The 24,581-nt window shown below is 70.9% G+C and carries 21 protein-coding genes; 10 read left to right on the plus strand and 11 right to left on the minus strand.

Annotated features, from left to right (window positions below; genetic code table 11):
- Positions 1-148: 148 nt before the first annotated feature.
- Entirely contained in the window at positions 149-1,039 is an 891-nt protein-coding gene (locus DI005_RS14350) for a neutral zinc metallopeptidase (protein ID WP_112275310.1), read from the plus strand.
- 39 nt (positions 1,040-1,078) lie between these two features.
- Positions 1,079-2,185, plus strand: coding sequence for a sulfite oxidase (locus DI005_RS14355; RefSeq protein WP_112274958.1), 1,107 nt, complete (start codon positions 1,079-1,081; stop codon positions 2,183-2,185).
- A 154-nt stretch (positions 2,186-2,339) separates the two neighbouring features.
- Here the strand turns inward: DI005_RS14355 and DI005_RS14360 are convergent, their stop codons facing one another.
- Positions 2,340-2,864 carry a 2'-5' RNA ligase family protein gene (locus DI005_RS14360; RefSeq protein ID WP_112274960.1) on the minus strand — a complete coding sequence of 175 codons (525 nt, stop codon included), beginning with the start codon at positions 2,862-2,864 and terminating at the stop codon, positions 2,340-2,342.
- A gap of 108 nt (positions 2,865-2,972) precedes the next feature.
- Between DI005_RS14360 and DI005_RS14365 the strand changes: the two genes are divergently transcribed.
- Positions 2,973-3,560 carry a DUF4383 domain-containing protein gene (locus tag DI005_RS14365; protein WP_112274962.1) on the plus strand — a complete coding sequence of 196 codons (588 nt, stop codon included), beginning with the start codon at positions 2,973-2,975 and terminating at the stop codon, positions 3,558-3,560.
- A gap of 26 nt (positions 3,561-3,586) precedes the next feature.
- On the opposite strand, the gene DI005_RS14370 is transcribed toward DI005_RS14365, so the two are convergent.
- Positions 3,587-4,333: a PP2C family serine/threonine-protein phosphatase gene (locus DI005_RS14370; RefSeq protein ID WP_112274964.1), complete on the minus strand. Its 747-nt coding sequence runs from the start codon at positions 4,331-4,333 to the stop codon at positions 3,587-3,589.
- A gap of 197 nt (positions 4,334-4,530) precedes the next feature.
- On the opposite strand from DI005_RS14370, the gene DI005_RS14375 reads away from it, so the two are divergent.
- The 4 genes from DI005_RS14375 to DI005_RS14390 all read left to right on the plus strand — a co-directional run bounded on the left by DI005_RS14375 (position 4,531) and on the right by DI005_RS14390 (position 12,515).
- Positions 4,531-5,664: an acyl-CoA dehydrogenase family protein gene (locus tag DI005_RS14375; RefSeq protein ID WP_113642429.1), complete on the plus strand. Its 1,134-nt coding sequence runs from the start codon at positions 4,531-4,533 to the stop codon at positions 5,662-5,664.
- 191 nt (positions 5,665-5,855) lie between these two features.
- The gene (gene dnaE / locus DI005_RS14380) at positions 5,856-9,434 is read left to right on the plus strand and encodes a DNA polymerase III subunit alpha (protein WP_112274966.1); all 3,579 of its coding nucleotides are present in this window, start codon (positions 5,856-5,858) and stop codon (positions 9,432-9,434) included.
- A 54-nt stretch (positions 9,435-9,488) separates the two neighbouring features.
- On the plus strand, positions 9,489-10,964 hold the full coding sequence (locus DI005_RS14385) for an MFS transporter (RefSeq protein WP_113642431.1): 1,476 nt from the start codon (positions 9,489-9,491) through the stop codon (positions 10,962-10,964).
- A 405-nt stretch (positions 10,965-11,369) separates the two neighbouring features.
- The gene (locus tag DI005_RS14390; protein WP_233520136.1) at positions 11,370-12,515 is read left to right on the plus strand and encodes a low temperature requirement protein A; all 1,146 of its coding nucleotides are present in this window, start codon (positions 11,370-11,372) and stop codon (positions 12,513-12,515) included.
- Here the strand turns inward: DI005_RS14390 and DI005_RS14395 are convergent.
- On the minus strand, positions 12,498-13,250 hold the full coding sequence (locus tag DI005_RS14395) for a Sir2 family NAD-dependent protein deacetylase (RefSeq protein WP_113642432.1): 753 nt from the start codon (positions 13,248-13,250) through the stop codon (positions 12,498-12,500). The genes DI005_RS14390 and DI005_RS14395 overlap by 18 nt on opposite strands.
- A 187-nt stretch (positions 13,251-13,437) precedes the next feature.
- On the opposite strand from DI005_RS14395, the gene DI005_RS14400 reads away from it, so the two are divergent.
- Positions 13,438-15,372 carry an acyl-CoA dehydrogenase family protein gene (locus DI005_RS14400; RefSeq protein ID WP_112274974.1) on the plus strand — a complete coding sequence of 645 codons (1,935 nt, stop codon included), beginning with the start codon at positions 13,438-13,440 and terminating at the stop codon, positions 15,370-15,372.
- A 66-nt stretch (positions 15,373-15,438) separates the two neighbouring features.
- Here DI005_RS14400 and DI005_RS14405 read toward each other — a convergent pair whose 3' ends face one another.
- The 4 genes from DI005_RS14405 to DI005_RS14420 form a co-directional block, all read right to left on the minus strand.
- Complete coding sequence (locus DI005_RS14405) at positions 15,439-16,080, minus strand: DedA family protein (RefSeq protein ID WP_112274976.1); 642 nt, start codon at positions 16,078-16,080, stop codon at positions 15,439-15,441.
- A 99-nt stretch (positions 16,081-16,179) separates the two neighbouring features.
- Positions 16,180-17,187, minus strand: a complete 1,008-nt coding sequence (gene lipA, locus DI005_RS14410) for a lipoyl synthase (RefSeq protein ID WP_112274978.1) — start codon at positions 17,185-17,187, stop codon at positions 16,180-16,182.
- A gap of 36 nt (positions 17,188-17,223) precedes the next feature.
- On the minus strand, positions 17,224-18,180 hold the full coding sequence (locus tag DI005_RS14415) for an oxidoreductase (protein WP_112274980.1): 957 nt from the start codon (positions 18,178-18,180) through the stop codon (positions 17,224-17,226).
- Between the two features lie 41 nt (positions 18,181-18,221).
- Entirely contained in the window at positions 18,222-18,761 is a 540-nt protein-coding gene (locus DI005_RS14420) for a hypothetical protein (RefSeq protein WP_112274982.1), read from the minus strand.
- Between the two features lie 87 nt (positions 18,762-18,848).
- On the opposite strand from DI005_RS14420, the gene DI005_RS14425 reads away from it, so the two are divergent.
- Positions 18,849-19,478 (plus strand): TetR/AcrR family transcriptional regulator, encoded by a 630-nt coding sequence (locus DI005_RS14425; RefSeq protein WP_112274984.1) that lies wholly within the window; start codon positions 18,849-18,851, stop codon positions 19,476-19,478.
- Positions 19,479-19,488: 10 nt separating this feature from the next.
- Positions 19,489-20,424, plus strand: coding sequence for an LLM class F420-dependent oxidoreductase (locus tag DI005_RS14430; RefSeq protein WP_112274986.1), 936 nt, complete (start codon positions 19,489-19,491; stop codon positions 20,422-20,424).
- A gap of 5 nt (positions 20,425-20,429) precedes the next feature.
- On the opposite strand, the gene lipB is transcribed toward DI005_RS14430, so the two are convergent.
- The 4 genes from lipB to sucB all read right to left on the minus strand — a co-directional run bounded on the left by lipB (position 20,430) and on the right by sucB (position 24,556).
- The gene (lipB, locus tag DI005_RS14435; RefSeq protein ID WP_112274988.1) at positions 20,430-21,176 is read right to left on the minus strand and encodes a lipoyl(octanoyl) transferase LipB; all 747 of its coding nucleotides are present in this window, start codon (positions 21,174-21,176) and stop codon (positions 20,430-20,432) included.
- Positions 21,173-21,808 (minus strand): phosphatase PAP2 family protein, encoded by a 636-nt coding sequence (locus tag DI005_RS14440; protein WP_112274990.1) that lies wholly within the window; start codon positions 21,806-21,808, stop codon positions 21,173-21,175. The genes lipB and DI005_RS14440 overlap by 4 nt, the downstream gene beginning before the upstream one ends.
- Positions 21,805-22,689, minus strand: coding sequence for a TIGR01777 family oxidoreductase (locus DI005_RS14445; RefSeq protein WP_113642434.1), 885 nt, complete (start codon positions 22,687-22,689; stop codon positions 21,805-21,807). The genes DI005_RS14440 and DI005_RS14445 overlap by 4 nt, the downstream gene beginning before the upstream one ends.
- Before the next feature lie 73 nt (positions 22,690-22,762).
- Positions 22,763-24,556: a 2-oxoglutarate dehydrogenase, E2 component, dihydrolipoamide succinyltransferase gene (sucB, locus tag DI005_RS14450; protein ID WP_113642435.1), complete on the minus strand. Its 1,794-nt coding sequence runs from the start codon at positions 24,554-24,556 to the stop codon at positions 22,763-22,765.
- Between the last annotated feature and the right edge of the window lie 25 nt (positions 24,557-24,581).

The raw sequence follows: 24,581 nt of genomic DNA on the forward strand, positions 1-24,581 counted from the left end.
CTTGGTCGCCTTCTCCGGCGATTATTCTCCTTCCAGGTTGTCGGATACCGAGCAGAGGTCTGTCGTGGGCGTTGCTGGTGACGATTCCGGGCGTCCCACCGAGGATCGCGCCGCACCGCGGCCCTTCATCGAGGACCTGCCGGCATCGATGTGGGACCACCCCGGGCCGGGGGAGGAGCTTCCGAGTGCTCGGCCGCCCCGGTGGCGGCGCCGGGCCCTGCCGGTGGCGGTGTGCGCGCTGCTCGCCGGGGTGCTCGTGTTCGTCATCGCCGGCCTGCACGGTGGCTCCGGCGGCACGGTGCGGGCGGCCGACCAGGAGCCCCGGGCTCCCCGCGACGGCGCCGCGGCCCCGGGGGTGCGCGACAACCCCCTGCTCACCTCCAGGACCGTGCTCGCGCCGGTCGCCTGCGACCTGCCCGTCTTCAGCGGCGACCTTCCGCGGCTGCGGGCGTACTACCACGCCGAGATCCGATGTCTCGCCGCCGCGTGGCGGCCCGTACTCGACAGCGTCGGCGCGAGGTTCTCCCCGGTCACGGTGTCGCTGGCCGACGACCCCGTGACCCGGTGCGGCGCGCTGCCGCCCGCCGCCGAGGCCACCGGCCTCTACTGCGACCTCGACCGGACGATCTACCTGCCGTACGGGCGGGTGCTCGACTCGCTCGGCGTCACCACCGAGGCGCACCTGGCGACGCTGGCACACGAGTACGGGCACCACATTCAGCAGCTGAGCGGCATCCTCGGCATGGCCAACCGCGAGCTCGACGCCTACGCGCCGGGCAGCCCACAGGACCACGAGCTGCACCGCAGGGTCGAGCTGCAGGCGAACTGCTTCGCCGGGCTGTTTCTCGCGAGCGCGGCGGGCCGGGGCTCGATCAGCGCCGCCGACGCCGAGGCGGCGGTCCAGGACTTCCGGAACTGGGTCGACAGCGAGACCCACGGCGACAGCGAGACGCAGCTGCGCTGGGCGCGGGCCGGGTTCGACGGCGGCACCGTCGCCACGTGCGACACGTGGAACGCGCCATCGGCCGAGGTGCGTTAGACCCTCGCGCGGGGCGGTCCGGCCGAGGATCCTGGCCCCATGGACACGCAGCTCTCCGCCCTCAGCCTTCCCGGCAGGCTCGCCGGCGAGGGCGAACAGATCACGATGGACGAGCTCGCGCTCGCCGCGCGCAACCACGGGATGCCGCTGGAGGCGCTCCACCACGACCTCACCCCGCAGGGCCTGCACTACCTGCTGATCCACTTCGACATCCCGGTGATCGACGCGCGGACGTGGCGGCTGACCGTCAACGGGCATTCCGGCACGCCGCTGTCTCTGTCGCTGGCCGACCTGCGGGCCCGGCCGTCGCGAACGGTGCGGGTGACGATGGAGTGCGCGGGCAACGGCCGCGCTTCGCTGCGGCCACGGCCGATCAGCCAGCCATGGCTGGTCGAAGCCGTCGGCACCGCCGAGTGGACCGGGGTGCCACTGCGCGATGTGCTCGCGGAGGCCGGGCTCGGCGAGGTCGCCGTCGACGTTGTCTTCACCGGCGCCGATCACGGGGTGGAGCGCGGTATCGAGCAGGACTACCGGCGCGGACTCGCGCTCGGGGACGCGCTCGGCGAGGACGTGCTGCTCGCCTACGAGATGAACGGGCTTCCCTTGCCGCCGCAGCACGGTTTCCCGCTGCGGCTCGTGGTGCCGGGGTGGTACGGGATGGCTCACGTGAAGTGGCTGACCTCGATCGACGTCACCGAGACACCGTTCACGGGCTACCAGAACACAGTGGCCTACCGCGTCAAGCACGCCGGCGGCGAGGACGGCGAGCCGGTGACGCGCATCGTGCCGAGGTCGCTGCTGGTGCCGCCCGGCTTCCCGGATTTCCAGACCCGGCACCGGATCGTGCGGCCCGGGCCGGTGGAGCTGACGGGCCGCGCGTGGTCGGGACTGGCGCCGTTGGCGCGCGTCGAGGTGAGCACCGACGGCGGCGCGTCGTGGTCGCCCGCGGAGCTGGAACCGCCGACGGGGCACCGGTGGGCGTGGCGGCGGTTCACCGCGACGTGGCACGCGGAGCCGGGCACGTACACGCTCGCGGTGCGGGCCACGGACGCCGACGGCAACACGCAGCCCCACCGGGAGCCGTGGAACCGCGGTGGCTACGCGAACAACGCCGTGCACCGCGTGCCGGTGACCTGTCTGACCTAGCCAGCCTCCGCAGTGAAGGCCACCTTCCCTGCGCCCGCCCGTCTCCCCCCACCACCCAAAAGGAGGCGCTCCGCGCCGCTGTGTCTGATTCCACGCAGTGATGGTGGCCTTCACTGCGGGTGGGCGGGTCGGTGGGGTGGGCCGGTGCTGTCGCTCAGGGCACGTTCCGCAAGGGCCACAGCTCGCCCGTGGCGCTGTCGATCAGCGCGGCTCGCGTGGCGCGCACCGTCAGCGGCAGCACGTCGTAGACCGCCGAGGCGACCTGTGGCAGCCGCTCGGTCTGCGCCCGCGTCGCGAGTGACGAGTGCGGTAGCCACCGGCCGGTCTCGTAGTGCTTGTGCACGAGCGCGCCAGTGGCCCGCGTCGCCTGCACCACGGCCTGCTGGCGCGACACGAGGTCGGCGGGCACGGCCGGAACGAGCGAGACCCGGCCACGCCGGAACGTCGCGACCGCGTCGAAGGAGAGGTCGAACGGGCCGTGATCGGGCAGCGCCTCCACGGCCGCGCGCACGGCGCCGAGGTCCCACGCCAGCAGCACGACGTAGGAAAGGTGCGGGTGGTGGCTGCCGTGCGTGTGCGAGGCGAGGGTGGGGACGCCGAGCTCCTCGATCCGCAGCCAGAGCTTGCGCAGCGCGCGCTCGGACCGGCCGTCGAACAGCACGCACACCGCCAGAGCCACGCGCCCGACGGTAGCCCGAAAGGGGGAGCCCTGTCCGGTTTCGCCGTTCGTACTGGCGGGTACCCACCACGAAGCGTGACGTCCGTCACAGGAATCAGGGAGTCGATCATGGATCCTCGCGCGGATGCCCGGGTCGGGGTAGCCGGTGTCCAGCCGGCGCAGGTGCTGGCCGCGATCGTGGGCCTGGTGTACCTGGCGATCGGGATCATCGGGTTCGTGCTCACCGGCTTCGGCGGGTTCACCCACGCCGAGCACAGCACGCTGTGGTTGTTCTCGATCAACCCGCTGCACAACGTGGTCCACGTCGTCATCGGCGTGCTCGGCCTGCTGATGGCGCTCAACGCGGGGCTGGCGCGCACGTTCGGGTGGCTCTTGTTCATCGGCTACGGCGTGGTGTTCGTCTGGGGCCTCGCGATCACGGGTGTCTTCTCGAGCAACCCCGTGTCGGGCCTCGGCAACCCGCTCGCCCTCAACACCGCCGACAACTGGCTGCACCTCGGCAGCGCGCTCGTCGGTCTGCTGATCGCGATCATGCCCGCCCGCAAGAAGGTCGTGACGTCCGCGGAGCCCGTGGGCTCGCCCGCGGGTGGGCCGGCCGAGGGTGGGTCGACCGCGATGGGCGAGAACCCCGCCGCGACCACGCAGCCGCGGCACCGGCCGCGCCGCCGCCCCTGGCGCCGCGGCGCCCACACCTGACGGGAGCCGGCCGCCCCCTGGGAGCATCAGCAGTCGACGTAGGCCACGACGCACGTGATGTTGTCGGGGCCGCCGCCCTCGTTGGCGATGTCGATGAGCCTGCCGACGGCGTCCTCGGGGGTGGCGGCCGACGACAGCACCTCGTGGATCTCCTCCGGCGTCGTGACGTCGGTGAGCCCGTCCGAGCAGAGCAGGTACCGGTCACCGGGCTCCGCGGTGTGGGTGGAGAGGTCCGGCTCGGCCGGCGAGCCTGCCATGAGCGCCCTGATCAGCACCGAGCGGCCGGGGTGACGGGCCGCGAGCTCTGGCGGCATCTTGCCCTCGTCGACGAGTGACTGGACCATCGTGTGGTCGCGCGTCAGCTGGCTCAGCTCGCCTGCCCTGAGCAGGTAGCCGCGCGAGTCGCCGATGTGGGCCAGCCCGAACGTGTCGCCGTCCCACAGCATCGCGGTCAGCGTGGTGCCCATGCCTTCCAGTTCGGGGTCGTCCGCCACGCGTTCGTTGAGCCGGGCTGAGGCGTCGGCGACCCCCTCGCCCAGCACCTCCAGGAGGTCGGCGGGCTCGTGCTCGGCCTCCGCCAGCCGGTTGTCGAGGTCGGCCATCGCCTCGATCGCGAGCGCGCTGGCCACCTCACCCGCGGCGTGGCCACCCATCCCGTCCGCGACGGCGAGCAGGCGTGGGGTCGCGTAGGCGGAGTCCTCGTTCGCGCTGCGCCGTTGGCCGACGTCCGAGCCGACGGCGTAGCTGAGCCCGAGCGCCTCGTCACGTGTCATGCGAGCAGTGAACCACTGGCCGCCTCAGTTGATGAAGTCCGATAGGTCGTAACCGGTGGTACCCGGCGCGGTGGTGGATCGCCGGGCTCGGGTCGGGCGACGGCGGGGTGACTCTTGTGGGCGGCCTCGTGGCCGCCGTGTGCGCTACGGTGACGTTGCTGAGCGCTTGCTCACCGGGGAGGGCGAGGAGATCCGGCGTGGACACTGACGACTTCGCGGCGATCCTTGGTGCGGTCAGGGATTTCGTGCGCAAGGAGGTCCTCCCGAGGGAGACCGAGATCGAGGAGCGCGACGAGATCCCCTCCGACCTCAGGGAGAAGGCGGCCGGGCTCGGCCTCTTCGGCTGGGCGCTGCCCGCGGAGTACGGCGGCCTCGGGCTGACGACGAGCGAGGACGTGCGGCTCGCGATCGAGCTCGGCTACACCACGCCCGCCTTCCGGTCGCTCTTCGGCACCAACAACGGCATCGCCGGGCAGGCCATCGTCAACCACGGCACGCCCGCCCAGCGCGCCGAGTGGTTGCCGAGGCTGGCGGCGGGGGAGGCGATCGCGTCGTTCGCGCTCACCGAGTCCGAGGCCGGCTCCGACCCCAGCGGCCTGCGGACCGTCGCCGTGCGCGACGGTGACCAGTACGTGCTCACGGGCACCAAGCGCTTCATCACCAATGCCCCGCTGGCCGACGCGTTCGTCGTGTTCGCCCGAACCGGACCTGAGCGGGAGGGGCGGCGGGGCATCTCGGCGCTGCTCGTGCCGGCCGGGCTGGCCGGACTCACGGTCGGGCAGCGCGACGCGAAGATGGGCCAGTCCGGGGCATGGACGGCGGAGGTCCACCTCGACGACGTGCGCGTGCCGGCCTCGGCCCTGATCGGCGAGGAGGGCCAGGGTTTCCGGATCGCGATGGCCTCGCTGTCCAGGGGCAGGCTGCACATCGCGGGCGTCAGCGTCGGCATGGCCGAGCGGGCGCTGGCGGAGGCGGTGGAGCACGCGCGCGCCACCCGCCAGGGCGGGACCCCGATCGGAGAGCACCAGCTCGTGCAGGCGCTGCTCGCCGAGTCGCACGCCGAGCTGGCCGCGGGCAGGGCGCTCGTGCTCGAAGCCGCCGCGCGCTTCGACACCGGCGAGGACCGCAGGCTCGGCCCGTCCAGCGCGAAGCTGTTCTGCACGGAGATGCTCGGCCGGGTCGCCGACAGAGCCGTACAGGTGCACGGTGGGCTCGGCTACATGAGAGGTGTGCCGGTGGAGCGCATCTACCGAGACGCCCGGCTCCTGCGCATCTACGAGGGCACCAGCGAGATCCAGAAGCTGGTCATCGGCAGGCAGCTGCTCGGGTAGCCACTCGCGAGAGCGTGGCGGTGCGGTCACGGTCGTTTCGCGGTGGAGGTGGCTCCGTCGCGCCCCCTTTAACCCATGCGATCGGCTGCTCGCGCGGCACGCCTGCCCCGTTCTGTCGGGGGTGCGGTCTAGGGTGGAGCCCTGGAGTTCGCGGCGCGTCTGACGGTCTCGTCAAGGGGAGGTTTTCGCTGGTGTCGAACGATTCCTTCGTCCACCTGCATGTGCACACCGAGTATTCGATGCTCGATGGTGCGGCGAAGATCGCTCCGCTGTTCGCGGAGGCGTCCCGGTTGGAGATGCCGGCGGTGGGGATGACCGACCACGGCAACATGTACGGGGCGGATGAGTTCTACCAGCAGGCGAAGAAGGCCGGGATCAAGCCGATCATCGGGATCGAGGCGTACATCGCGCCGGAGTCGCGGTTTCACAAGAAGCCGGTGTTCTGGGGGCAGTCGAGCCAGCGGGGCGCGGACGAGTTCGGTGAGGGCGGCGACGTCTCCGGTGGTGGTGCGTACACGCACATGACGATGCTGGCGGCCAACGCCACGGGGCTGCGGAATCTGTTCAAGCTGTCGTCGCTGGCCTCGATCCAGGGCTACTACCGCAAGCCGCGGATGGACCGGGAGCTGATCGCGGAGAACGCGGAGGGGATCATCGCCACGACGGGGTGCCCGTCGGGCGAGGTGCAGACGCGGTTGCGGCTGGGGCAGAAGGCCGAGGCGCTGCAGGCGGCGTCGGATTACAAGGACATCTTCGGGGCGGAGAACTTCTTCCTGGAGTTGATGGATCACGGGTTGCCGATCGAGCGGTCGGTGCGGGAGGGGTTGCTGGAGATCGGCAGGCAGCTGAATCTGCGGCCGCTGGCGACCAACGACTCCCACTATGTGACCAAGGATCAGGCGGACTCGCATTCGGCGTTGCTGTGTGTGCAGTCGGGCAAGACGCTCAACGACCCGAACCGGTTCAAGTTCGACGGTGATGGTTACTACCTGAAGTCGGCGCAGGAGATGCGCGAGTACTGGGACAAGGAGGTCCCGGGGGCGGCGGATTCCACCTTGCTGATCGCCGAGCGGGTGGAGTCGTACGAGGACGTCTACACCCACAAGGACCGGATGCCGGTCTTCACGGTGCCCGAGGGCCATGACGAGGCGTCCTGGCTGCGGCACAAGGTCCAGGAGGGCCTGCACTGGCGCTTTCCGGACGGGATCCCCGACGGGTACGAGGAGCGCGCGAAGTACGAGCTCGACGTCATCGTGCAGAAGGGCTTCCCGGCCTACTTCCTGATCGTCGCCGACCTCATCCAGCACGCCCGCGACGTGGGCATCCTGGTGGGGCCCGGCCGGGGGTCGGCCGCGGGCGCGCTCGTGGCCTACGCGCTGGGTATCACCAACCTGGACCCGATCCCGCAGAAGCTGCTGTTCGAGCGGTTCCTCAACCCCGAGCGCACCTCGATGCCGGATATCGACATCGACTTCGACGACCGCCGTCGCGGCGAGATGATCCGCTACGCGACGGAGAAGTACGGCGCCGACAAGGTCGCCCAGGTGATCACCTTCGGCACCATCAAGACCAAGGCCGCCATCAAGGACTCGGCGCGAGTGCACTACGGCCAGCCGGGCTACTCGATCGCCGACAAGATCTCCAAGGCGCTCCCCCCGCCGATCATGGCCAAGGACATCCCGCTGTCCGGGATCGTCGACCCCGAGCACGAGCGCTACGGCGAGGCCGCCGAGGTCCGCACGCTGATCGAGACCGACGAAGAGGTCTCGACGATCTTCAACACCGCGCGCGGCCTGGAGGGCCTGATCCGCAACGCGGGCGTGCACGCCTGCGCGGTCATCATGTCCAGTGAGCCGCTGGCCAACGCGATCCCGTTGTGGCAGCGCGACGACGGCTCGATCATCACGGGCTGGGACTACCCGTCGTGTGAGGCCATCGGCCTGTTGAAGATGGACTTCCTCGGGCTGCGCAACCTCACCGTCATCGGCGACGCGCTCGACAACATCAAGTCCAACCGCGGCGAGGAGATCGACCTCGACCGCCTCGGTCTCGACGACGTCGAGGCGTACAAGCTGCTGGGCCGCGGTGACACGCTCGGCGTGTTCCAGCTCGACGGTGGCGCCATGCGCGACCTGCTGCGCCGCATGCAGCCCACCGGCTTCGAGGACATCGTCGCCGTCCTCGCGCTGTACCGCCCCGGCCCGATGGGCATGAACGCCCACAACGACTACGCCGACCGCAAGAACAACCGGCAGCAGATCAAGCCCATCCATCCGCAACTGGAAGAGCCCCTGAAGGAGATCCTGGCCGAGACCTACGGCCTGATCGTCTATCAGGAGCAGATCATGCAGATCGCGCAGAAGGTCGCCGGCTACTCCATGGGCCGCGCGGACGTGCTGCGCCGCGCGATGGGCAAGAAGAAGAAGGAAGTGCTCGAGAAGGAGTTCGAGGGCTTCCACGCCGGCATGAAGGCCAGCGAGATCGTGCCCGGCGGGTTCTCCGACGAGGCCATCCAGGCGCTGTGGGACACGATCCTCCCCTTCGCCGGTTACGCGTTCAACAAGAGTCACGCCGCCGCCTACGGCCTGATCGCGTACTGGACCGCGTACCTCAAGGCGAACTATCCGGCTGAGTACATGGCGGCGTTGCTGACGTCGGTGGGGGACAACAAGGACAAGTCGGCGGTGTATCTGTCGGAGTGCCGCCGGCTGGGGATCAAGGTGCTGCCGCCGGATGTGAACGAGTCGGGGATGCGGTTCGCCGCGGTCGGCGACGACATCCGGTTCGGTTTGGGCGCGGTGCGCAACGTGGGCGCCAACGTGGTGGAGTCGATCATCAAGACCCGCGAGGAGAAGGGCAAGTACTCCAGCTTCACCGACTTTCTGGACAAGTCGGAGCTGGTGGTGTGTAACAAGCGGGTGCTGGAGTCGCTGATCAAGGCGGGTGGGTTCGACTCGCTGGGCAACACCCGGTTGTCGATGGTGCAGTTGCACGAGGACGCGGTCGAGGCGGTGGTGCCGCTCAAGCGGCAGGAGGCGATGGGCCAGTTCGACCTGTTCGGGGGCGGGGACGACACGGCGCCGGTGGCGGCGTCCTCGCCGTTGGCGCATCTGAAGTTCGACGAGCAGGAGTACCCGCGCAAGCAGCTGCTGGGCTACGAGCGGGAGATGCTGGGCCTGTACGTGTCGGCGCATCCGCTGGACGGGGCGGAGCGGGTGCTGCGCAAGCACGCGAAGCGGCCGATCGCGGCGATACTGGCGGATCCTCCGAAGGAGGGGGAGATCGAGATCGCCGGGTTGATCACCTCGCTGGAGCGGCGGGTGAACAAGAAGGGCGAGCCGTGGGCGATCTGCACGGTGGAGGACATGGACGCCTCGCTGGAGGTGTTGTTCTTCCCGAAATCCTACGCGCTGTTCGCTGCCGATCTGGTGGAGGACAACGCGGTGGTGGTCAAGGGCCGGGTCAACTGGCGCGAGGACAAGATGTCGGTCTTCGGCGGCGGGCTGATCCCGCTCGACCTCTCCGACATCGGCCCCGGTGACGACGAGCCGCCGCTGATGCTGCTGGCCTCGGCGGAGAAGCTCAACCAGAGCGTGGTCACCGAGCTCAAGCAGACGCTGCAGGCCCACCGCGGCGACACTCCCGTGCGGCTCAAGCTGATGGGCAAGCAGCGCGAGACCGTGTTCGCGCTCTACGACTACCCGGTGAAGGTCAGCTCGATGCTCATGGGCGAGCTCAAGGGCATCCCCGGCATCACGGCGAGCTCCTGACACCGCCTCCGGCTCCCGCGGCCGGGCCGGGGCAATGGTCATAACGTGGCCAGGATGAGTCCAGTCGACAGCCAAGAGCCCGATCCGCGCCGCTGGCGGGCACTCGCCGTCACCCTCGCCGCGGGGTTCATGTCCCTGCTCGACGTCAGCATCGTCAACGTCGCGCTGCCGTCGATCCAGAGCGGGCTCGGTGCGTCGGTCGCGGGCGTGCAGTGGGTGGTGTCGGGCTACGCGCTCGCGTTCGGCCTGGTGCTCGTCACCGGCGGGCGGCTGGGCGACGCGTTCGGCAGGCGCCGGATGTTCCTCATCGCCCTCTCGGCGTTCATCGCCACGAGCGCGCTCGCGGGCGCGAGCGTCAACGAGGGGATGCTCGTGGTCGCACGGCTGCTACAGGGCGTCGCCGCCGGGATGCTCACGCCGCAGAACAGCGGCCTGATCCAGGAGCTTTTCCACGGCGCCGAGCGGGGCAGGGCGTTCGGCATGTTCGGCGCCACGGTGGGCATCTCGACCGCCGTGGGACCCGTGCTGGGCGGACTGATCATCGCCGCATTCGGGGCGGGGACGGGCTGGCGGTGGGTCTTCTACGTCAACGTGCCGATCGGGCTCGTCGCGCTCGTCCTCGCCGCCCGGTTGCTGCCGAAGGCGCCCCGCGGCGACACGCCCGTACGCTCCCGGCTCGACTTCACCGGCATGGTGCTGCTCGGTCTGGCCGTGCTGGGCGTCCTGCTTCCGCTCGTGCAGTCGGAACAGGGCGGCATCAGCCGCCTGTGGTGGCTGTTCCCGCTCGCCGTCGGGCTCGGGTACCTGTTCGTGCGGTGGGAGAAACGGTTGGTGCGCACGGACCGCGCGCCGCTGCTGGACCCGCGGCTCTACACCGAGACCCCCGGGTACGCGATCGGCGCGGCCATCGGCGCCACGTACTTCTGCGGCTTCGCCGGCATGTGGCTGGTGTTCGCGATGTTCTTCCAGCAGGGCCTCGGCTACTCGCCGCTGGAGTCCGGGCTGCTGGTGACGCCGTTCGCGCTCGGCTCCGCCGTCTCGGCCGCGATCGCGGGCAGGCTCGTGCAGAGGTGGGGCAGGCGCCTCACGGTCACCGGGCTGAGTCTGGTCGCGGCCAGCCTCGGCGTCGTCGCGGTGCTCGTCCCGCTCGTGCCGGAACAGGCGATCGGCTACGCGGTGGCCGCTCCACTGCTCGTCGCGGGCCTGGGCGGGGGCATGGTGATCTCGCCGAACACCACGCTAACGCTCGACCGTGTGCCGACCCGCATGGCGGGTGTCGCGGGTGGCGCGCTGCAGACCGGGCAGCGGCTCGGCACCGCACTCGGCGTCGCCGTGCTCGGTTCGGTCTTCCACACCGGCATCACCGGTGCGGGGGAGAACTACCCTGCCGCGCTCGGCTACGCGATGGCGTGCTCGGTGGCGTTCACGGCCGCCGCGCTCCTACTCGCGATCGTGGACGCCCGGCGGCATCCTCACCGTCGTCTATCCGAAAAGGCACCCAGTGTGACGAACGCTGGTCCATTGGAGTGACGTTGGCGCGCGCGATCTGGTGTTACGGAGAGCAACCGGGTAGACGTTTACCTGTGCCTTCCGTGAGGGTTTCGGCTACCTAGCGTGGCAAATCGGTGGATGATCCGGGGATGGGACTGTAAACCGAGTAAGAACGCTGGGCCGTTCGAGAATGCGTGACTCGAACACCCAGAGTCACCCTCATCGACCAACGCTGACCGACGGCCGCGGGGGACCGTTGGCGAGTACGAAGGCACCGCCCGGGTGGGCCCTGGATGGTAGGGGGCCGGGGCCCGCCCGGGACTGCGCTCGCGCCGTATGGCCAGACGTGCAGGGATGTCCGCGGTTCACCGTTTGTCTGGAGGGGCGCCGATGTCCGCGGAATCCGTGACACCTCACGAGCGAGTTCGGCTGTGGTATCGGCCGATGCGTTCGCGCGACCCGCGCGAGCCGCACCGCGCCGCCACGCCACTGGAGCTGCTGTTCGACCTCTGTTTCGTGGTCGCGGTCGGCCGCGCGGCGGCCGAGCTGCACCACGCCATCTCCGAGAACCACATCGGCGACGGCGTGCTGAGCTTTGTGCTCGTCTTCTTCGCGATCTGGTGGGCGTGGCTGAACTTCGCCTGGTTCGCCTCGGCCTTCGACACCGACGACGTGCCTTACCGGCTCGCGACAATGGTGCAGATCGGCGGCGGGCTCGTGCTCGCCGCGGGCGTGCCCAATGCGTTCGAGGGCGACTTCACGGTAATCGTGATCGGCTACGTCGTGATGCGCCTCGCACTGGTGGGGCAGTGGCTACGCGCCGCGGCGGCGAATCCCGACATCCGCCCGACGGCGCTGCGGTTCGCGCTCGGCATCACGGTCGTGCAGGCCGGGTGGATCGCCAGGCTCGCGCTGCCCGAGGGCGGGCTGCTCGCGAGCTTCGCCGTGCTGGCCGTGGCCGAGATGCTCGTGCCCATCTGGGCGGAGCGCGCCTCGTCGGGCACGCGCTGGCACCCACACCACATCGCAGAGCGATACGGGCTGTTCACGATCATCGTGCTCGGCGAGGCCGTCTTCAGCGGCACCGGCGCAATCCAGGAGGGCATCGAGACCGGCGAGCACACCGGCGCGCTCGTGTCGCTCGCGGCGGCGGGGCTGGTGATCATGTTCTCGATGTGGTGGCTGTACTTCGAGCGGCCGGGGCAGCAAAGGCTCACGTCGTTCCGGGGGGCGTTCCTGTGGGGCTACGGCCACCTGTTCATCTTCGGCTCCGCCGCTGCGGTCGGTGTCGGCATCGAGGTCGCCGTGGACTACGACACGCATGTCGCGCACATCTCGTCGGTCCCGGCCGCGATGGCCACCACCGTGCCGCTCGCGATCTTCCTGCTCAGCGTGTGGCTGCTGCACATCGGGCCCCGCAACGAGTGCAGGCCCATCGCGATCGGGTTCCCGGTGGCCGTCGTGCTCGTGCTCGCCGCGTCGTTCGGCCCGGCGCCCGTGCACGTGGCCGCCGGGATCGTGGCGGCGCTCGTCGCCACGGTGGTGATCGCGACCCACGGCGAGCGCGAGCCGTCACACCAGGGCGGGTAGCACCTCGCCGAGCGGGCCGCGCAGCACCGCCGCCGCGTGAGCGTCGTAGGGCGTCTCCGAGGCGTTGCACACGATCACCGTCGCCCCCGCGCTCGCCGCGAGCCCGACGAGGCCAGCGGCGGGGTGCACGGTGAGCGACGTGCCCGCCGCGAGCATCAGGTCGCACGACACGGCCTCGACGCGGGCTCGCTCCAGCACGTCGGCGTCCAGCGCCTGACCGAACGAGATCGTGGCCGACTTCAGGATGCCGCCGCAGAGTTCGCACGGCGGATCGGTCTCGCCCGCGCGCACGCGCGCGAGCGTCTCCCGCATGTCACGCCGGTCCGAGCAGCCGAGGCACTCCGTCTCGAACATCGTCCCGTGCAGCTCGATGACCTTGCCGGGCGCGGAGCCCGCCTTCTGGTGCAGCCCGTCGATGTTCTGCGTGATGATCGCGGAAAGGCGTCCCTGGCGTTCGAGGTCGACGAACGCCAGGTGCGCCGCGTTCGGCTTCGCCTCCCAGCCCGGGTGCCGAGTGCGGGCCTGCCAGCTCTGCTCGCGAACCTCCTTGCTGCCCACGTACGACCGCAGGTTCGACAGCTTCTCGGCGGCGGGATCCTTCGTCCACACGCCGTTCGGCCCACGGAAGTCGGGGATGCCGGAGTCGGTGGAGATGCCGGCGCCGGTCATGGCGACGATGCGGCCGGCGCTCGCCACCAGTTCCCGGGCATGGCGCAGCTCCTCGGCGGTGTCCATGCACCCCATGATGCCCTGAGGAGGGCCCGGTGCAGGGCGGGCCCGGGGTGACCGGGCTGGCGGCCTGCGGGCCTTCGCCGCCGATGGTCACGGTCGCGGGGGTCTGCCGGGGTTTCGGATCCGCTACTGATGAGTAACACTGGTCACATGTGATTGACAGACTCGCGCCGACCCACAAGGAGGGCCGATGGTCGACCAACCGAAGGTGACGGAGAAGGAAGCCAGGGCCGTTGCCGAGGAGGCGAGGGAGAGCGGCTGGCAGAAGCCGTCCTTCGCCAAGGAGCTGTACCTCGGGCGCTTCCGGCTCGACCTCGTGCATCCCCATCCGCGGCCCACCGCCGAGGACTCCGCGAAGGCCGAGAAGTTCCTGACCCGGCTGCGCGACTACTGCCGGACCCTCGACCCCGCCGTGATCGAACGCGAGGCGCGCATACCCGACGAGTACGTGAAGGGGCTGGCCGAGCTCGGCTGCTTCGGCATCAAGATCCCCGAGTCGTACGGCGGGCTCGGGCTCACGCAGGTCGCCTACAACCAGGCCCTCATGCTGGTCGGGTCCGTCCACTCCACACTCAGCGTGCTGCTCTCGGCCCACCAGTCCATCGGCGTGCCCGAACCGCTCAAGCTGGCAGGCACTTCCGAGCAGAAGGAGCGATTCCTGCCGAGGTGCGCGAAGGGCGCGGTGTCGGCGTTCCTGCTCACCGAGCCCGACGTCGGCTCCGACCCGGCGCGGCTGGCGACCTCGGCCGTGCCCACTGAGGACGGCGAGGCGTACCTGCTCGACGGCGTGAAGCTGTGGACCACCAACGGCGTCGTCGCCGAGCTGCTCGTCGTGATGGCGCGCGTGCCCAAGAGCGAGGGCCATCGCGGCGGGGTCACGGCGTTCGTCGTGGAGGCCGACTCGCCGGGCATCACGGTCGAGCGGCGCAACAGGTTCATGGGCCTGCGCGGCATCGAGAACGGCGTGACGCGTTTCCACCAGGTGCGCGTGCCGAAGGAGAACGTGATCGGTGGCGAGGGCAAGGGACTCAAGATCGCACTCGCCACGCTCAACACGGGCAGGCTGTCTGTGCCCGCGTCGTGTGCGGGCGCGGCGAAGTGGGCGCTCAAGATCGCGCGGGAGTGGTCGGCCGAGCGGGTCCAGTGGGGCAAGCCGGTCGGCGAGCACGAGGCGGTGGCCAACAAGATCTCGTTCGTGGCGGCCACGGCGTACGCACTGGAGGCCGTGGTGGAGCTGTCGGCGCACATGGCCGACGAGGGCCGCAACGACATCCGCATCGAGGCTGCGCTCGCGAAGCTGTGGGCCAGCGAGATGTCGTGCGTGGTCGCCGACGAGCTGATGCAGATCCGGGGCGGCCGCGGCTACGAGACGGCCGAGTCGCTCGCCGCGCGGGGCGAGCGGGCCGTGCCGGTGGAGCAGCTGGTGCGCGACCTGCGGATCAACCGCATCTTCGAGGGCTCCTCGGAGATCATGCGCCTGCTCATCGCGCGCGAGGCCGTCGACGCGCACCTGGCCGCGGCCGGTGACCTCGCCGACGCCGAGGCCGATCTCAAGAGCAAGGCGAGCGCCGCGGCGAAGGCGAGCGGCTTCTACGCGAAGTGGCTGCCGCAGCTCGTGACCGGCAAGGGCCAGGTGCCGACGTCGTTCACCGAGTTCGGCAGGCTGGCGGGGCACCTGCGGTTCGTGGAGCGCACGGCAAGGAAGCTGGCCCGATCGACGTTCTACGGCATGGCGCGCTGGCAGGCGGGGCTCGAGCAGCGGCAGGGCTTCCTGGCGCGGATCGTCGACATCGGGGCCGAGCTGTTCGCCATGGCGGCGACGTGCGTGCGTGCGGAGATGCAGCGCGCGGACGACGTCGAGCGGGGCGAGGCGGCCCACGCGCTGGCGGACGTTTTCTGCCGCCAGTCACGGCTGCGCATCGAGCGGCTGTTCCATGCGCTGTGGGCCAACACCGACGCGGCCGACCGGGTGCTGACGAGGTCGGTGCTCGCCGGCGGTTACACGTGGCTGGAAGAGGGCGTTCTCGACCCGAGCGAGGGCACCGGCCCGTGGATCTCCGACTGGCGAGCGGGCGCCTCGACCGCCGAGAACGTGGCCCGCCGCCATCTGCCACCCACGAAGTAGCTGCAGTGAAGGCCACCATCACTGCGTTCAACGCAGTGATGGTGGCCTTCACTGCAGTAGGTCGGGTTACTTGTCTTCGGCGGGCTCCGGGGTCGCCGGGGCGAGGGCCTTCTTCTTCTTGTAGCGGATCAGGAAGAAGACGCCCACCACCGCGAGCACGCCGACCACGATCATGCCGCCCGTGCTCAGCATCCCCTCGACGCGCTTGGCCGCCTCACCGAGCGCGGCGCCGATGCCGATGTGCAGCGCCGACCAGCAGAGCGCGCCTGACGCCGCGGCTGGCGCGAACTTGCGGTACGGCAGGCCCGACGTGCCCGCTGCCGCGGGCGTGAGGGTGCGCACCACCGGCAGGAACCGCGCGAAGAACACCGCCCAGGCGCCCCGCCGCTGGAGGATGCCGGTCGCCTTGTCCCACGCGTCGGTGCCGTAGCGCCGGATGAGCTTGGTGTCACGCAACCGTGGCCCGAACCGCCGCCCGATCGCGTAGCCGATCGAGTCGCCGATCGCCGCGCACACGGTGACCACCGCCCACAGGACCAGGAACCTCGGCACGGTGTTGGCCGTGGTGGCCGCGATCAGCAGCCCTGACTCGCCGGGGGCGATGAACCCGAGTCCGATGGTGCACTCGAGGAGCACGAGCAGGCCGGTCGCGCCCACGAGGGCGGGCTGCGGCAGGCTCTGCAGCCATTCGAGCAGGTCGGTAACCACGTGCGTTCCCCTTGTGTGTCGTCCCCGTCAACCCCTGAGACGACAGTAGCGTCTGTCCGGTCCACCCGGGGTCGGGGATCTCCCCGATTTCCAGGTGACTCAGGACTGGCGAGCGAGGACGCTGCTGGCTTCCTGCGCGGCCGGCTGGGCGGTGGCGAGGTGCTCCAGGTTCGCGGGCAGCTCCTCGCCGCGGTGGGCCTTGGTCTGCGCGTACAGCTTGCCCGCGCGGTACGACGAGCGCACCAGCGGACCGGCCATCACGCCGGCGAACCCGAGCGACTCGGCGACGGCGGTGTGCTCGACGAACTCCTCGGGCTTGACCCAGCGGTCCACCGGGTGGTGCCGGGGCGAGGGCCGCAGGTACTGGGTGATCGTGAGGATCTCGCAGCCCGCCTCGACGAGGTCGCGCATCGCGTCCACGACCTCCTCCGGCGTCTCACCCATGCCGAGGATCAGGTTGGACTTGGTGACCAGCCCGGCCTCCCGCGCGCGGGTGATGACCTCCAGCGACCGCTCGTAGCGGAAGCCGGGACGGATGCGCTTGAAGATCCGCGGCACGGTCTCCAGGTTGTGCGCGAGCACCTCGGGCCGAGAGCCGAACACCTCGGCCAGCTGGCCGGGCTCGGCATTGAAGTCGGGAATCAGCAGCTCGACGCCGGTGCCGGGGTTGAGCGCGTGGATCTGACGGACGGTCTCGGCGTAGAGCCACGCGCCGCCGTCCTCGAGGTCGTCTCGGGCGACGCCGGTGACCGTGGAGTAGCGCAGGCCCATCGCCTGCACGCTCTCGGCGACCCTGCGCGGCTCGTCGCGGTCGAACTCGGCGGGCTTGCCGGTGTCGATCTGGCAGAAGTCACACCGCCGGGTGCACTGCTCGCCACCGATCAGGAACGTCGCCTCGCGGTCCTCCCAGCACTCGTAGATGTTGGGACAGCCGGCCTCCTCGCACACGGTGTGCAGGCCCTCGCGGCGGACCAGACCCTTCAGCTCGGTGAACTCCGGGCCCATGCGCGCACGGGTCTTGATCCACGACGGCTTCTTCTCGATCGGCGTCTGGCTGTTGCGAACCTCGAGCCGCAGCAGCTTCCGACCTTCCGGCACAACAGTCACGGCCCCCACACTACGCCCCGGAAACGGGCGATCAACCTAAGCCGGATCAGGGGTGACGCCCGTCAACTTCGCCGTCAGCTCCCACAGTCCCGTGCCCAATGCCGGGTCCAGCGCCGACCGCAGCGGCCGGACCCGCACGGGGTGGCCTCGCAGGCCGCCGGGGCCGCGCGGGCCGAAGTAGTCGCCGCCGTTCACGTCGGGCGCGGTGGCCGCCCGCAGCTGCGGCAGCGCGCCCATGCGCACGTCCTGCGCGATCAGCAGCTCGCCGAGCCGGATGCCGGTGCCGAGTACCCGCCTGACCACGGCGTTGCCCTGTGACCTGGCCATGGTGGAGCCGAGCTCGCTGCGGCTGTAGCCCGGGTGGGCGGCCACGCTCAGCACCGGTTCGCCCGCCGCCCGCAGGCGCCGGTCGAGCTCGAGCGCGAAGACCTGGTTGGCGAGCTTGGCCTGTGAGTAGGCCTTCGCCGGGTTGTAGCGGCGCCGTTCGAAGTTGGGGTCGGCGAGGTCGATCCCGCCGCCGGTGGCCGCGAGGCTCGACACGGTGACCACCCTGGCCGCGTCGCCGCCGCGCAGCGCCGGCATGAGCAGCCAGGTGAGCGCGGTGTGGCCGAGGTGGTTGGTGCCGAACTGGGTTTCGAAGCCGTCGCGCGTGAGCCCTCTGGGGGCGCCCATCAGGCCCGCGTTGTTCACGAGCACGTCGAGCGAGTCGCGGGTGAGCTCCCTGACCGTCGCCGCGGCGTCCCGCACGGAGGCGAGGTCGGCGAGGTCGAGCGAGACGAGCACGGGCTTCGTGGCCGACCGCGCTGCGACGTCCCGCAGCGCTTTCGCGCCACGTTCTGGCGACCGGCACGCCAGCAGCACCTTCGCGCCGTGCTCGGCCAGCACCTGCGCGGTCCGCAGCCCCAGGCCCGAGTTGGCCCCGGTGACCAGCACCGTGCGGCCGGTCTGGTCCCCGATGTCGGCCTCGCTCCACTGCCCAGCCTCGGTAGCCATGGCGACAGCTAACCACCCGTGCTGGCGCGCTGCCAACACGGCTACGCGGTGGGGGCCAGCTTGCGCAGCAGTTGTCCCATCGGGTTGGCGCGCCTGCCCGCCGTGAGGTGGTCGGTGCGCGCTCGCAGCAGCGAGACGAAGGCCTCGCCGACCCGCGTCACCTCGTCGCGCGGCTCGTGCGGCTCCGCCAGCGCGGCCGTGACCGCGAGCATGCGCAGCTCGGCCTCGTACGCCTTGCGCAGCGCCGGATAACGGTCGACGCCCGCGTCGAGCACGGCCCGCAGCGCGGCGTTCTCCCTGGCGGCGGTGCGCCACGCGCGAGCCACGGCGTCGACGTGGTCGGGCTCGCCGCCGGGGACGTCGTAGGCGTCCTCGGGGCCCGCGACCTCGGCGCGCAGCTTGCCCGTGAGCACCTGCGTCCATTTGTACTGCAGGGCGAGCAGCAGCTGTTCCTCGCTGCCGAACGCCTCCCGCGCGCCGGCGATCTCCGCGAACGGCAGCTCGGCCCGAGGGTTGCGCGCCGCCTGCTTCAGCACGGCGTCGATGATGTCGCGCCTGCGATAGAAGTCGTTCCAGCTCATGGCCTGTCCCCTCCCGTGACGCGGGTCATACCGACGGTTTGCGGCATACTCCCGGTACGGACCTGACACGCACAACATACCACCGGTATGGGCGCTGGAAACGCGCGTAGAGTTGTGAGGGTGGTGACAACGAGGTCCAGGCGAGAAGACTATTCGGAGTCCACCCGCGGTGCCCTCGTCGACAGCGCCATCGAGCTGTTCACCAAGCGCGGCTACGCAGGCACCTCCCTCGACGAGATCGCCAGGCGGGCCAGGGTGACCAAGGGCGCGCTCTACCACCATTTCAGTGGTAAGCAGGCGGTGTTCGAGGCCGCGTTCGACGCGGTGGAGACCGAGGTGAAGGGCCGCCTGGAGAAGATCATGACCGGCCCGGAACGGCCGTGGGAGCGCGCGCTGAAGGGCCTGCGTGAGTTCATCGCCAGCTGCCTGGACCCCGCGTACCAGCGCATCGCCATCCACGAGGCTCCCGTCGTGATGGGCTGGCAGCGCTGGCGCGAGGCGGAGGACCGCTACAGCTTCGGGCTCATCCGCTCGGCGCTGCAGGACCTCATCGACGCGGGCGAGGTGGTCCAGGTGCCCGTGGAGATCACCTCCCGGCTGCTGTTCGGCGCGCTCTCCAGCGCCGCCACCGAGATCGCGAGCTCGCCGGAGCCCGAGAAGGTCGGCGCCGAAGTGGAACAGGTGATCGTGAGCTTGCTGGAGCAAGTACGCCGTTAGGCTCGTTGGCGTGGAACTGAGGATCTTCACCGAGCCCCAGCAGGGCGCTTCCTACGACGATTTGCTCCGGGTCGCCAAGGCGACCGAGGACGCCGGATTCGATGCCTTCTTCCGGTCCGACCACTACCTCAAGATGGGGTCGGTCTCCGGTCTGCCGGGCCCCACCGACGCGTGGGTCACGCTCGGCGGGCTGGCCAGGGAGACCAGCCGCATCCGGCTCGGCACGCTGGTCACCGCCGCGACCTTCCGGCACCCGTCGGCGCTGGCGATCTCCGTGGCGCAGGTCGACCAGATGTCGGGCGGCCGGGTCGAGTTCGGCCTCGGCTCCGGCTGGTTCGCCGACGAGCACACCGCCTACGGCTTCGAGCTGCCGGACATGAAGACGCGCTTCGACCGCTACGCCGAGCAGCTGGCGATCATCACCGGGCTGTGGGAGACGCCGGAGGGTGAGACGTTCTCCTTCCGCGGCGAGCACTACACCCTCGACGGCGCGCCCGCGCTGCCCAAGCCCGCACAGCGGCCCAGGCCGCCCGTGGTGCTCGGCGGCACCGGCAAGAAGCGCACGCCGGAGCTCGCCGCGCGCTACGCCGACGAGTTCAACATCCCGTTCAACAGCCCCGAGGTCGCGCTCGCCCAGTTCGACCGGGTGGAACAGGCCGCGGCGGCGGAGGGCCGCGATCCCAAGGAGATCGTGCGCTCGGCGGCGCTCGTGGTGGCCGTCGGCCGCGACGATGCCGAGGTGTCACGCCGCGCCGAGGCCATCGGCCGCCAGGTTCCCGAGCTGCGCGAGAACGGCGTCGCGGGCACCCCGGCACAGGCCGTGGAGACCATTGGCGCCTGGCGGGAGAAGACCGGCATCACGCGCCTGTACCTGCAGGTTCTGGACCTCTCCGACCTGGACCACCTCGAGCTGATCGCGTCCGAGGTCGCGCGCCAGCTCGACTAGTTCCGCTAGTTCTGGAGCGCGAATGTGACTCCGGGGGCGCTGGGGGTCTGCGGGCGCGGCAGCCAGCGGTCGTCGCTGACGGCCAGCTCGCCCTCCAGCGCCGCGAGCACCGCCTCGCGGGCCAGCGGCAGCGCCTCGGCCACGGTCACGTCGCGGCCCAGCTCCGCCGACAGCGAGGTCGTGCCCGCGTCGCTGATGCCGCAGGGCACGATCTTGTCGAAGGCGCTCATGTCGGCGTTGCAGTTGAGCTCGAAGCCGTGCATGGTGACGCCGCGCTGCACGCGGATGCCGATCGCGGCGATCTTGCGCTCCGGGCCCCGGTCGTCGGCCGGCAGCCACACGCCGCTGCGGCCCTCGACCCGTCCGGTGTGGACACCGAGCCGCTCGCACACGTGGATGAGCGCCTCCTCCAGGCGGCGCACGTACTGCACCACGTCGATCGGGTCGGCGAGCTTGACGATGGGATAGCCGACGAGCTGGCCGGGCCCGTGCCAGGTGATCCGGCCGCCGCGGTCGACGTCGATCACGGGCGTGCCGTCCTTGGGCCGGTCCTCGGGCTGGGTTCGCTTGCCCGCCGTGTAGACCGAGGGGTGCTCCAGCAGCAGCATCGTGTCGGGGCCCTCGCCGTCGGCGCGGGCGTTGACGCACTCCCGCTGCAGGTCCCACGCCTTCAGGTAGTCGATCGTGCCGATCTCGCGGACGTCGACGGGGTCGGTGGTGGCGCGGCAGGACCTGATCGCATTCGCAGTCACGCTGACGAGGCTACGCCGCGCCTCACCGGCGGCAACAGCCGAAGTGCCACGGCCGACAGCAGGCCGACGCCGCTCACCGCGAGCACCGCGCCGACCGTGTCGGTCAGCCAGTGCACGTCCAGCACCACCCTGCTCGCGGCGCACAGCAGCGTCGACACCACCGCCACCCGGGTCACCACGGTGACCAGGTGGGCGGCCAGCAGCGTGCACAGCACCACGGCGGCCACGCCCGTGCTCGCCACCGACACGACGTGCCCGCTCGGGTAGCTGAAGTCGGGGTACACGCGGGGCCGTTCCCGCTCGAAGACCGGCTTCGCGAGCCAGCTCGTCGCCCGGCACAGCACCAGCAGCACCAGCACCCGCAGCACGGTCCCCGCGCTGTCCCTTTCGCCGCGCCGCCACAGCACGAGGGCGCCGATCGCGAGCGCCACCGCGAACAGCACGGGCAGCACCGGGCCGAGCACCGCGCTCACCGCCTCGGCGAGGACTCCCGCGGGCCCGCGCCACCGGTCGTGGAGCAGGTCGCCGAGCAGGGAGTCGAGCCCGCCGGGCGAGCCGCTCACGAACACGCCGAGCGCGACGAAGGCCGCCAGCAGCAGCACGCCGAGGACGAGGGAACGCCGGACCGTCACAGCACCGCCGCGAGCGCCTCGCCGAGGTCGGAGTGCCGGAAGCCGAAGCCCGCGTCGACGAGCTTGCGGGGCACCGCCCTCGGACCGGTCAGGATCATCTCCTCTGCCGCCTCACCGAGCGCGACGCGCAGCGCCGGGCCAGGCACCCACCACGGCGCGGGCCGGTTCACGGCGCGGCCGAGCGCCTTGGTGAACTCCGCGTTGGTCACCACCCCCGGCGCCGCCATGTTGACGGGACCGGCCACGTCGTCGTGCTCCAGCACGAAGCGGATCGCGGCGACCTGATCGGGCAGGGCGATCCACGGGAAGTACTGCCTGCCGTCGCCGAGCCGGGCGCCGAGGCCGAGCCGGAACAACGGCTTCAACGGGCCAAGCAGCCCGCCCTCGCCGGCGAGCACGGGCGCGTTGCGCAGCAGCACCACGCGGGCGCCGGCCTCGACGGCGGGCGCGGTCGCCGCCTCCCAGGCCACGCACAGCTCGGGCAGGAACCCTCGGCCCGCCGGGCGCGACTCGTCGGCCTCGCGCTCGCCGGTGTCGCCGTAGTAGTGGGCTCCTGATGAGTTCACCAGCAGCGGGATCCCGTGCTCGGCGACGGCCTCGGCGAGCACCTCGGTCGGCTCGACCCTGCTGTCGGTGAGCAGCTGCTTGCGGGCCCCGCTCCAGCGGCCGGAGATCAGCGGGGCTCCACACAGGTTCACCACGGCGTCCACGCCGTCGAACGTGCCGGGGTCGATGCGGCCCGCGGGCGGATCCCAGCTGCGCTCGTCGCCGGAGCGGGTGTCGCGGCGCACCAGCCGCAGCACGTCGTGCCCCGCCTCACGCAGGCGCGGCACGAGCGCGCTTCCGATCAGACCGCTGGAACCGGCGACGACGACTCGCATGAACCCACCTTAAAGACACAAAGTGAAGGGGCGCCCACCGAAAGGTGGACGCCCCTCACCTGGAACTCACGTGCTACAGGCCCAGCTCGTCCTCGAAGTTGCCCTCTTCGAGGCGCTGCTTGATCGTCGTGAGGAACCGGCCCGCGTCGGCGCCGTCGATCAGGCGGTGGTCGTAGGTGAGCGGCAGGTAGGCCATCGACCGGATGGCGATGGTGTCGTTGCCGTCCGCGTCGGTGACCACGACCGGGCGCCGGACGACCGCGCCGGTGCCGAGCATGCCGGACTGCGGCTGCACGATGATCGGCGTGTCGAACAGGGCGCCGTTGCTGCCGATGTTGGTGATCGTGAACGTGCCGCCGGTCAGCTCGTCGGGGGTGACCTTGTTGCTGCGCGCCCGCGCCGCCAGGTCGGCGATGCGGTGCGCGAGGCCTGCCAGGCTCAGCTCGCCCGCGTCGTGGATCACCACCGAGAGCAGGCCGCGCTCGGTGTCCACGGCTATCCCGAGGTTGATCGCGCCGTGGTAGGTGATCTCCTTCGTCTCCTCGTTGTAGGAGGCGTTGACGTTCGGGTGCTGCTTGAGCGCCTCGACGGTGGCCTTGGCGAAGAACGGCAGGAACGTGAGGTTCACGCCCTCGCGCTCGCGGAACGCCGCCTTGGCCCGCTGCCGCAGCTTGGCGATCTTGGTGACGTCGACCTCGTGCACCTGCGTGAGCTGCGCCGAGACCTGGAGCGACTCCCTGGTCTTGGTGGCCGTGATCTGCCGGATGCGGCTGGCCTTCTGCACGGTGCCGCGCAGTGCCGCCTTCTCCGAGTCCGACACCGGGGCGGCCGGCTTGGCCGGTGCCTGCGCGGCCGGGGCCGCGGCGGCGGGCTGCGCGGCGGCGGGAGCGGGAGCGGGCTGCTGCCGCTGCTTCTCCTCGACGGCGGCGAGCACGTCCTGCTTGCGGATGCGCCCACCGACGCCGGTGCCCGTGAGGCTGCCCAGGTCGATGTCGTGCTCTGCGGCCAGCTTGCGCACCAGCGGCGTGACGTACGGCGACGCGGCGCCGTCCCGGCTCGGAGCGGTCTCCTGCGCGGGCTGGGCCTGCGGTGCGGGCTGCGCGGCCGGTGCGGGCTGGGCTTGCTGAGCCGGGGCCGGGGTCTCCTGCTTCGGCGGCGCAGGGGCCGCCTGCGGCTCCGGCTGCTTCGGCTCGGCCGGGGCGGACGGGGCGGCGTTCGCGTCACCGATCACGGCGAGCTGACCGCCCACCTCGACGGTCTCGTCCTCGCTCACCGAGATCTCGAGCACGGTGCCCGCGACCGGCGACGGAACCTCGGTGTCGACCTTGTCGGTGGAGATCTCGAGCAGCGGCTCGTCCACCTCGACCGTGTCACCGACCTGCTTGAGCCACCGCGTGACCGTGCCCTCGGTGACGCTCTCGCCCAGCTCGGGCAGGGTCACCGGGGTGCCGGAGGCCGCGCCGCCCGACGAGGCGGGGGCGGACTGCGCGGGCTGGGCCTGCTCCTGGGCCGGCTCGGGCTGGGAAGGCTCCGGCTCGGCCTGTGCCTGCGGCTCCGCCTGTGCCTGCGGCTCGGGTTGCGCTGGCGCCTCCTCGGCCTGCGGCGCGGGCGCCGCGGCACCGCCGCCGGAACCATCGTCGATCACCGCCAGCTCACCGCCGACCTCGACCGTCTCGTCCTCGCGGGCGACGATCTTCTGCACCGTGCCGGCGACGGGGGAGGGGACCTCGGTGTCGACCTTGTCGGTGGAGATCTCGAGCAGCGGCTCGTCCACCTCGACCGTGTCACCCTCCTGCTTCAACCACCGGGTGACGGTGCCCTCCGTGACGCTTTCACCCAGCTCCGGCAATGTGACGGAGTACGCCATCGTTCGCTGACTCCCTTGACTGTTT

It is taken from the genome of Prauserella sp. PE36 (genome assembly GCF_003311655.1).
Classification (GTDB): Bacteria; Actinomycetota; Actinomycetes; order Mycobacteriales; family Pseudonocardiaceae; genus Prauserella_A; species Prauserella_A endophytica.